Source organism: Vibrio minamisatsumaniensis (assembly GCF_050337445.1).
GTDB lineage: Bacteria > Pseudomonadota > Gammaproteobacteria > Enterobacterales > Vibrionaceae > Vibrio > Vibrio artabrorum.
This window is the reverse complement of sequence record NZ_JAKJSY010000050.1, coordinates 25,471-35,286: the sequence shown is the minus strand read 5'-3', so window position 1 is coordinate 35,286 and position 9,816 is coordinate 25,471. Positions and strand designations below refer to the sequence as shown.

General features: G+C 42.8%; 10 protein-coding genes. 4 read left to right on the top strand and 6 right to left on the bottom strand.

What is annotated here, in order from left to right:
- Positions 1 to 123: 123 nt before the first annotated feature.
- Entirely contained in the window at positions 124 to 1,353 is a 1,230-nt protein-coding gene (serA, locus tag L4B77_RS12455; RefSeq protein ID WP_429750768.1) for a phosphoglycerate dehydrogenase, read from the top strand.
- 110 nt (positions 1,354 to 1,463) lie between these two features.
- Here the strand turns inward: serA and L4B77_RS12450 are convergent, their stop codons facing one another.
- Both L4B77_RS12450 and L4B77_RS12445 read right to left on the bottom strand, forming a co-directional pair.
- The gene (locus tag L4B77_RS12450) at positions 1,464 to 2,177 is read right to left on the bottom strand and encodes an oxidative stress defense protein (protein ID WP_429750766.1); all 714 of its coding nucleotides are present in this window, start codon (positions 2,175 to 2,177) and stop codon (positions 1,464 to 1,466) included.
- 109 nt (positions 2,178 to 2,286) lie between these two features.
- The gene (locus L4B77_RS12445; protein ID WP_429750764.1) at positions 2,287 to 3,183 is read right to left on the bottom strand and encodes a LysR family transcriptional regulator ArgP; all 897 of its coding nucleotides are present in this window, start codon (positions 3,181 to 3,183) and stop codon (positions 2,287 to 2,289) included.
- Between the two features lie 142 nt (positions 3,184 to 3,325).
- Here L4B77_RS12445 and L4B77_RS12440 point away from each other — a divergent pair, with 142 nt between their 5' ends.
- Together L4B77_RS12440 and L4B77_RS12435 are read left to right on the top strand one after the other, a co-directional pair.
- Complete coding sequence (locus tag L4B77_RS12440; protein WP_372040727.1) at positions 3,326 to 3,955, top strand: LysE/ArgO family amino acid transporter; 630 nt, start codon at positions 3,326 to 3,328, stop codon at positions 3,953 to 3,955.
- A 10-nt stretch (positions 3,956 to 3,965) separates the two neighbouring features.
- Positions 3,966 to 4,448, top strand: a complete 483-nt coding sequence (locus tag L4B77_RS12435) for a YbaK/EbsC family protein (protein ID WP_429750761.1) — start codon at positions 3,966 to 3,968, stop codon at positions 4,446 to 4,448.
- Positions 4,449 to 4,501: 53 nt separating this feature from the next.
- Here L4B77_RS12435 and mscS read toward each other — a convergent pair whose 3' ends face one another.
- The 4 genes from mscS to epd form a co-directional block, all read right to left on the bottom strand.
- The gene (gene mscS / locus L4B77_RS12430; protein ID WP_429750759.1) at positions 4,502 to 5,368 is read right to left on the bottom strand and encodes a small-conductance mechanosensitive channel MscS; all 867 of its coding nucleotides are present in this window, start codon (positions 5,366 to 5,368) and stop codon (positions 4,502 to 4,504) included.
- 376 nt (positions 5,369 to 5,744) lie between these two features.
- A complete protein-coding gene (gene fbaA / locus L4B77_RS12425; protein WP_261838137.1) occupies positions 5,745 to 6,821 on the bottom strand; it encodes a class II fructose-bisphosphate aldolase in 1,077 nt (358 codons plus the stop codon).
- A gap of 155 nt (positions 6,822 to 6,976) precedes the next feature.
- Positions 6,977 to 8,140 carry a phosphoglycerate kinase gene (locus tag L4B77_RS12420; RefSeq protein WP_372067683.1) on the bottom strand — a complete coding sequence of 388 codons (1,164 nt, stop codon included), beginning with the start codon at positions 8,138 to 8,140 and terminating at the stop codon, positions 6,977 to 6,979.
- A 165-nt stretch (positions 8,141 to 8,305) separates the two neighbouring features.
- Positions 8,306 to 9,355 (bottom strand): erythrose-4-phosphate dehydrogenase, encoded by a 1,050-nt coding sequence (gene epd / locus L4B77_RS12415; protein WP_261838139.1) that lies wholly within the window; start codon positions 9,353 to 9,355, stop codon positions 8,306 to 8,308.
- 200 nt (positions 9,356 to 9,555) lie between these two features.
- Between epd and L4B77_RS12410 the strand changes: the two genes are divergently transcribed.
- Complete coding sequence (locus L4B77_RS12410) at positions 9,556 to 9,792, top strand: hypothetical protein (protein ID WP_372067680.1); 237 nt, start codon at positions 9,556 to 9,558, stop codon at positions 9,790 to 9,792.
- The last annotated feature ends 24 nt before the right edge of the window (positions 9,793 to 9,816 follow it).

Here is a 9,816-nt window from a genome sequence, read left to right as displayed (position 1 = left end):
GTTCAGAAGACGCACAAGGAAACGTTTGTCTCCCAACAAAATGGTGAATTTGCTTCCCCTTTCTGCCATTTTGCAGCACGTGCGCCGCATTTGCCCAACCTTCCCATTTTAAGGACGAGAATAATGGCTAAAGTTTCATTGGAAAAAGAAAAGATTAAGATTCTACTTCTGGAAGGTCTTCACCCTTCTTCTGTAGAAGTATTGCAAGCCGCCGGTTACACAAACATTGAGTACCATAAAGGCTCGCTACCTGAAGAAGAACTTCTTGAAGCGGTTAAAGATGCTCATTTCATCGGTATTCGTTCTCGCACGAACCTTTCCCAAGACGTTATTGATGCTGCTGAAAAATTGGTTGCTATCGGCTGTTTCTGTATTGGTACTAACCAAGTCAACCTTAAAGCGGCAGCAAAGCGCGGTATCCCTGTGTTCAATGCCCCATTCTCAAACACTCGAAGCGTTGCAGAGCTTGTTCTTGGCCAGATTCTATTGCTACTTCGTGGCATTCCAGAAAAGAACGCGCTTGCTCACCGTGGCATCTGGAAAAAAAGCGCCGACAACTCTAACGAAGCTCGTGGTAAGCGTCTAGGTATTATTGGTTACGGCCACATCGGTACTCAACTGAGTATTATTGCGGAAAACCTTGGTATGCGTGTTTACTTCTACGATATTGAAAACAAACTGTCGCTAGGTAACGCAACTCAAGTTCATACTATGACAGAATTGCTGAACAAGTGTGACGTGATCTCTTTCCACGTACCTGAAACCAACGAAACGAAAAACATGATGGGTAAAGAAGAGTTCGAGCGCATGAAGCCTGGATCTATCTTTATTAATGCAGCACGCGGCACGGTCGTCGATATTCCTGCTCTATGTGGTGCTCTGGAATCTGGCCACCTTTCTGGTGCGGCGATCGATGTTTTTCCAACAGAACCAAAAACCAATGCTGACCCATTCGAGTCTCCATTAATGCAATTCGACAATGTGATCCTAACGCCTCACGTGGGTGGTTCAACTCAAGAAGCACAAGAGAATATTGGTGTCGAAGTGGCAGGTAAACTCGCAAAATACTCTGATAACGGGTCTACGCTATCGAGTGTTAACTTCCCTGAAGTATCGCTACCACTGCATACTGGCACATCTCGCTTGCTACACATCCACGAAAACCGCCCTGGTATTCTGACTCAAATCAATACCATCTTCGCTGAAGAAGGGATCAACATTGCAGGTCAATACTTGCAAACGACTGCTGATATGGGATACGTGGTGATTGATGTAGAAGCCGATCGATCAGAAGAAGCTCTGCTTAAACTGAAAGAGATCGAAGGCACCATTCGAGCACGCTTGCTGCACTAATCATCGAATTCAATAGGCATAAAAAGGCTCTCATGATGAGAGCCTTTTTGCATTTAGCCTATCATAGGTAATAAGATCATCATGATCTAAAAGCTGCGATAATGACCTCATCACTCTTCTATATGGTAAATCACATCCACACGATCGCGGATCGTGATCGTTGAATCTTCATAAGAGTTTGATTCCGTTCTTGCATCCATTGCCATTGAACGCATTAACACAGGCTGAGAAGGTTGTGCGTTGTAGTCTATACGCCATACGTCACCGAGCTTACGCTCAAAACCATTCGCTAATGATTTCGCTTTTGTTGTTGCATCTTTAATGGCTGCTAAGCGCGCTTGCTCTTGATACTTAGCTTGGTCGCGAACTTGAAGCTGGATGTTATCAATCTGATTAATACCCTCTCCAATGGCGATATCCATGTACTCATTGAGATTCGCGAGCTTAGTCACTTGAACCGTCACATTACGTGAGGCTCGGTAGCCAACTAATTCAGGTTTGCCACCTTTCGGGTAGTGGTATTGAGGCGACAAATACAAGTTCGAACTATGGACGCTCGCTTCTTCGACTCCCGCTTTATGAAGTTTATTTAAGAAACTCGTCACCACTGTATCAACAGTATTTTTAGCCTGTTCCGCGGTCATTGTCGATTCAACAACTCTCACAGAGAATGTCGCCATATCGGGTTTCGCGATCACTTCACCATAACCGGTCGTTGAAATATGCGGAAAGGATGGAGAGCCCGCTAAGGATGGAAAACTAACAACGCTCAATATTGCAGTGAAAGTAAGAGACGTTGCTAACATCTTTGGTACAAACTTCATGAGATAGACCTATGCTAAAAAAATATACTTTCATCATAGAGCAATTTGCAGTTTAGCCAATTCAGATACGCACTTCTAACAGAACTTTGACGCTTGAAAAAGCAACGATTTACTGAGGTAAGTGATTGTGAGCAAAACTCAATATCGCTTGAGATATCTCTTTTAGGACTCCACTCTCTAGCTGCCAATGGTGCCAATAGATGCGATAAGACAACAGAAAGCCAGGCGTAATATCAATAAGAGCTCCTGATTCTAGCTCATCGATGATCTGTAATCGAGGAATCAGACAGTAGGCAACGCCCGACAACGCTAAACGTACGAACGCTTCCGAGCTACCGACCGTATGGTTAATGATACTGTCTCTTGGCACATTAAAATGATCATGCAGAAACTTTTTATGCAGATCATCGTACTGATCATACGAAACCGCCGGGGCTTTACTGAGTGTTGTGTAACTCACTCCCTCGGAGAAATAGCGGTCATGGAAATCAGAACTAGCCACACAGACATAGTCCATCCTACCAAGATAGTCGGCACTACAACCCGGAAGAGCTTGAGACTCCAAACTGATCGCCCCAGCAACCTCACCACTTTTGATCTTATCAAGGGTTCTAGACTCACCATGAATCGCGAGGTTCAACTCAACGTTACGAGACTTCATCACATCAGATAGAGCTGGCAGTAACCATGTCGCCAAGCTATCAGCATTAGTAGCAATGGAGATCGATAGTGGCTGAGTAACGTCTTCATTCATTAACTCAGGCACAAGCTCGTGCTCTAATAATCGAACCCGCCGGTACAAGCCCAGCAACTTTCTTCCGGCCGGTGTTGGCCTTGGTGGGCTTTCTCTCACGAGAGCCGGCTGAGCTAACCACTTTTCTAGCTGCTTGATACGCTGAGACACTGCTGACTGGGAGATATATAACTGCTCAGCAGCTCTCTCAAAGCTACGTTGTTTCACAACGGCATCCAGAGCTTCTATCCATTTATAATCCAATCCACGCATCAATTTGCTTCCTTTTTAAGCTAATTCACCATTACATTAGCAACTCTAATAATGGATTAAAATCATTAATTATACTTATTTAAATAGTCGGGGTATCTTCGCCCCATAGTCTGTGAATATCGTTAAATAAGTGGAGATTAAAATGAGTTTTTGGGTTTTATTACAAGGTTTTGGCTTAGGGGCAAGCATGATTATCCCGATTGGTGCACAGAACGCGTACGTCCTAAATCAAGGGATAAAACGTAACCATCACTTAACGACTGCGACAATCTGTAGCCTACTCGATACCCTGTTTATCTCATTAGGTATTTTTGGTGGTGGTGCTATCTTATCGCAAAATGAAGTACTGTTAACTTCAGTAACATTAGGTGGTATTGCCTTTCTAACAATGTATGGCTTGTTATCGCTTAGAAGTGCTTTCAGAGGGCATACCGGTGATGAATCAAAGAGGGAGATCGTGGCTCGTGGTAAACGAACCGTCATCTTAGGTGCTTTGGCGGTAACCGTATTAAACCCACACTTATATCTGGATACCGTGGTAATTCTTGGATCCATTGGCGGACAGTTTGAAGGCAATGACAGACTTGCCTTTGCGGTTGGGACGATCTTAGCTTCATTCGTCTGGTTTTACTCGTTATCATTAGGAGCTGCGAAGCTAGGCCCAACACTCTCGCAACCGAATGTTAAGAAAAGCATTGATATTGTGGTTGCGATCATGATGTTTGTTATCGCTTTTTTACTCACACAAGAATTGGCCGAAAAATACTGGTAAGGAACTCATCATGACCACGTTAGACAACATCTATCAGCACAACATTTCCCTATTAAAAAATGCAGGTATTGAGTTCAATGAATGGCAACACGAACCCATTTTAGATTTCGAAACCGATCTGATCGTTGCAAAACGACTAGGGTGGACAGGAACACACAGTAAGAGTTTGTTTTTAAAATTAAAGGGGGGCGGTTTTGCACTGTATCTTACCGATAAAGATAAACGCTTAGACAGTAAAAAGCTAAAGCAGGTGTTAGGAAAACGTCCATCCGTTTGTAGCGATGAAGAAATGATAAGTCAAACGCATTGTGTGCCAGGAGCGGTATGCCCATTTGTGATACCAAGTGATATTCCAATCGTCGTCGACCAACAACTCTATCAATGTGAAGAAATACTTTATACCCCCGGAGAGCCAACCATCACTATCGGCTTTGCAGGATCATCATTACCCATTTTACTCAGCAAACTGGACAACACTATTATTCAAATATAAAAAAACGAGGCTCAGCCTCGTTTTTTATTAATCGTATCAAAGAGAGCCTTAATTTAAGCTTCTACTTTATTCATATGTACATCCATTTGCGGGAATGGGATTTCGATACCTTCATTATCCAAGCCTTCTTTGATCGCTTGCATAAGGTCGAAATAAACCCCCCAATAGTCAGCAGTGTTCACCCATGGGCGAACCACAAAGTTAACGGAAGAGTCAGCAAGTGTATGCACACCAACTAGTACACCTGGCTCTTTCAACACACGTTCATCAGACTCACAGATCTTAGTCAGCAACGCTTTTGTTTTCTGAAGATCGGCCTTGTAAGAGACGCCTATCATCAAATCAATTCGACGCGTTGTGTGGCGTGAATAGTTGGTAATTGGGCTACCGATAACACTACCGTTAGGTACTACGACCATTTTATTATCGGGTGTTGTAAGGACGGTTTGGAAGATTTGAATCGAATCAACCGAACCCGCTACACCACCAATTTCTACATAGTCGCCTGACTTAAATGGACGGAAGGCAACAATAAGGACACCTGCCGCAAAGTTAGACAGTGAACCTTGCAGTGCAAGACCTACCGCTAAACCAGCAGCACCAATAACCGCTACCACAGATGCTGTTTGAACCCCTAAGCGACCAAGTGCAGCAATAAGAACAATAACAAACAATAAGTAACGAACTAAACCATGGATAAACTCTATAACGGCTCTATCCATATCCTTTTTCTCAAGAACCTTAGAGATACTATTGGCTACCGCTTTCACAATCAGGTTACCAATAAATAGGATAACCAATGCTGAAATGATATTTACGCCGTATTGGATAAAGAGATCTGAATTATTTGTTAACCACTGATTTGCAAGAGACAAACCATCCACCATTGGGGTATCAGTCGCTGTCGAACTATCAGCCATAATGTGTATCCTCTATGTAATATACTTTAAACTAAACTGCCTTAAGCCAAACCTGCTCAACAAAAAAACAGTTCAAATCCTGTTAAGTTACTGTGTTAAAAGCAAATTAAAGACTAGTCCTTTTTTAGAAACTAAACCAAGTTTAGTTTTTCGGCACGATATCCTATCTTTGACAGATTGCAAAGCCATATTTATGTAAGCATTTGAATTAATAACACTTACCAATAAACACAAATACCGATAACTAAAAGACTACGAAATTTATTTACCGTAGGCTAGGTTTTTCACATATTTAATACAAGTTTTTGTCACGCATAAAAAAACCCGCTCAATGAGCGGGTTTTTTAAAACTTAAAGAGTACTTAAATTCAAAGAATTATAGTACGTCGATAGCGTTAAGGTCAGCAAATGCTTTCTCAAGACGAGCAACCATTGAAGCTTGACCAGCACGTAGCCATACGCGTGGATCGTAGTACTTCTTGTTTGGCGCAGCTTCGCCAGTTGGGTTACCGATTTGACCTTGTAGGAAATCAAAGTTTTCAGCAGAGTAAGTACGGATACCATCCCAAGTAGCCCACTGTGTATCAGTATCGATGTTCATTTTGATAACACCGTAACCGATAGACTCTTGAATTTCTGCTTCAGAAGAACCAGAACCACCGTGGAATACGAAGTTTAGAGCGTTAGGTGCGATACCAAACTTCTCTGCACAGTATGCTTGAGAGTCACGTAGGATAGTAGGAGTCAGTACAACGTTACCCGCTTGGTAAACACCGTGTACGTTACCGAAAGATGCAGCGATAGTGAAACGTGGGCTGATAGCTGTTAGTTTCTCGTATGCGTATGCAACATCTTCAGGAGAAGTGTAAAGCTCAGATGCGTCCATATCAGAGTTATCAACGCCGTCTTCTTCACCACCAGTACAACCTAGTTCGATTTCTAGAGTCATGTTCATCTTAGCCATACGCGCAAGGTATTGGCCAGAGATTTCGATGTTTTCTTCTAGAGACTCTTCAGAAAGGTCGATCATGTGAGAAGAGAATAGAGGCTTACCAGTTTGAGCGAAGAACTCTTCACCAGCGTCTAGTAGACCGTCGATCCATGGAAGAAGTTTCTTCGCAGCGTGGTCAGTGTGAAGAATAACTGGAACACCGTAAGATTCAGCAACAGCGTGTACGTATTTTGCACCCGCTACAGCACCAAGGATTTGTGCACCTTGACCTTCAAGTTTAACGCCTTTACCAGCGAAGAAACCAGCACCGCCGTTAGAGAACTGAACAACAACAGGAGCTTTAACTTTAGCCGCTGCTTCTAGAACACCGTTGATTGAATCAGTGTTAACAACGTTTACAGCAGGAAGTGCAAATTTGTTTTCTTTTGCTACTTCAAATACTTTCTGTACGTCATCGCCAGAAATTACACCAGGTTTTACAAAATCGAAGATCTTAGACATGGAAATAGTCCTATTTATTCTATCGTTTTAAGATTAAAAAACTTAAGTTCAAAAACTTGCAATCGTTTGCTCACAACTTGCGCTATTCTAGCAAAAAAGTGTGATACGCAGCAAACGATAAAAGGCGAGATTCACATCTCGCCTTTCTAAATCAATTATGCTTTCGCGCGCTCTTCAAGCATTGCTACTGCAGGAAGTACTTTACCTTCAACAAACTCAAGGAAAGCGCCACCACCAGTAGAGATGTAAGAAACGTCAGCTTTGATACCGAACTTGTCGATAGCTGCTAGCGTATCACCACCACCAGCTACAGAGAAACCTGCAGAGTCAGCAATTGCTTTAGAAATACCCGCTGTACCCGCTTCGAAGTTCTTGAATTCGAATACGCCTACAGGACCATTCCAAAGAATAGTTTTTGCGTTGCCGATGATTTCAGCTAGTGCCGCCGTTGAATCTGGACCAAGGTCGAAGATCATGTCGTCGTCTTGAACTTCAGAAACGTGCTTGATTTCAGCTTCTGCGTTTTCGTCAAACGCTTTCGCACATGCAACGTCTGTTGCTACTGGGATAGCACACTCTTTCATTAGCTTTTGAGCCGTTTCAACTAGGTCAGCTTCGTATAGAGACTTACCGACGTTGTGGCCTTCAGCAGCGATGAATGTGTTCGCGATACCACCACCAACAACAAGTTGGTCAGCAATTTTAGAAAGAGATTCTAGAACGGTTAGTTTAGTAGAAACTTTAGAACCACCAACGATAGCCACTAGTGGGCGAGCTGGGTTGTCCATTGCTTTACCAAGCGCTTCAAGCTCAGCCGCTAGAAGAGGACCAGCACATGCTACAGGAGCGTAAGTACCCACACCGTGTGTAGAAGCTTGAGCACGGTGAGCTGTACCGAATGCATCCATTACGAAGATGTCACATAGTGCAGCGTATTGCTTAGAAAGTGCTTCTTCGTTCTTCTTCTCGCCTTTGTTAAAGCGAACGTTTTCAAGAACCGTTAGTTCACCAGCGTTTAGCTCTAGGCCGTTTACGTAATCTTTCGCTAGTTTAACGTCGCAGTCTAGTGCGTCGTTTAGGTAGTTAACTACAGGAGCTAGAGAGAACTCTTCGTTGTATTCGCCTTCAGTAGGACGACCAAGGTGAGAAGTAACCATTACCTTTGCGCCAGCTTCTAGACAAAGTTTGATAGTTGGTAGTGATGCTAGGATACGTGCATCTGAAGTTACTTTACCGTCTTTTACTGGTACGTTTAGGTCAGCACGGATGAATACGCGTTTACCTGCAAGTTCCAGGTCAGTCATCTTGATCACAGACATGATTTGTCCTCTCAAATTTAAATAAATATAAAGTTTTGGAAACTCAGCAACCCTGCTAAGTCTATAAATTATTCAACTGGTAATACTTTAGCTGCTTATAATATGTGGATACTTTGCATTTATTTCAAGCTAAAAATAAATAATCCGCATATTTGCTTCTAGACCTTACTTCTTGCCTTCAGAAGCTTGCATTGCAAGAACCGTATCCAGCATTCGGTTCGCAAAGCCCCATTCATTGTCACACCACACGAGCATTTTCACTAGGTGGCCATTACTCACTCGAGTTTGTGAACCATCAACGATTGCGCTATGGGGATCGTGATTAAAGTCGATGGAAACGAGCGGCGCTTCAGTATAGTCAACTATATTGTGTAATGTACACTGGGAGGCATTAACAATGGTTTGATTTACGTCATTAACTTTCACATTTGCATTAATTGTGACACTTAAATCCATCGCTGTGACGTTTACCGTCGGCACGCGCACAGATATCGCTTCAAATTTGTTAGAAAATTTCGGGAAAATTCTTTCAATACCTTTATGCAATTTGGTGTCAACAGGAATGATAGATTGGCTTGCCGCTCGAGTACGGCGCAAATCACTGTGGTACGCATCGATAACTTGTTGATCATTCATTGAAGAGTGAATGGTTGTGATGGTACCGGACTCAATGCCAAAGGCATCATCAAGTACCTTAATGATCGGGACAATACAGTTAGTAGTACATGAACCGTTAGAAACGATTCTGTGGTCAGCTTCGATAGTATCGTGATTGACACCGTAGATAATGGTGTTGTCTAGGTCGTTAGCACCTGGGTGTGAAAACAACACCTTTTTAGCACCAGCAGCAATGTGCGCTAGACCATCATCTCTACAGCCATAAACACCTGTACAATCGAGAACAATATCCACCTCAAGGTCACGCCACGGCAACAGCTCGATATCAGCAAGGTGCAAAATACGAATCGTATCGAACTCACCCTTATCTTCCACACCGATGCCATGGTGAACATAGATGTGTTCTTGGTCGTTGGAGATCTTCTTACCGAAGCGGCCGTGACTGGTGTCGTACTGCAATAGGTGAGCCATAGCGTCCGGCTGAGCAAGCTCATTGACCGCTACTACTTTGATTTGTTGGCTTTTGCCACTTTCATAAACAGCGCGCAATACATTACGCCCTATTCTTCCAAATCCGTTTATCGCGACTTTTAGCATGATTCCATCGCCCTACATGATTTTCATGCCACAAATAGTAACCGATAGCCATCTAAAGCGCATTAAATTCGTGATATGTATCGAAGCATTACCTCTATAAAACTTGATTAATATTTCAATGATATGCATTTTAGCTGAAAGATAAATTATTTTTCTGTTGGCTGTTTCTTTTCTCGTTTCATCACCCAAAGGAAATGACTATGTCAGGTTACCCAGCGACCCACTTTTGTAAGCAATGTTCACAAGAAACGCCTCATAGCGAAATCTTAGTGAGAAAAACGAGCAGCTACGACAGTGATCGTTCGTTACTTGGAAGAGTTAAGCTAATGGCTCACACCTTTATCAATGGTGGGCATTACTACGACATGGATCGATACGTGACGTGTAAAATCTGTGGCCGCAAAGAAAAAGATAACCGGGGTAATGAGTTTGAGTAAATCTTAAACTCATAGAATCCAAAA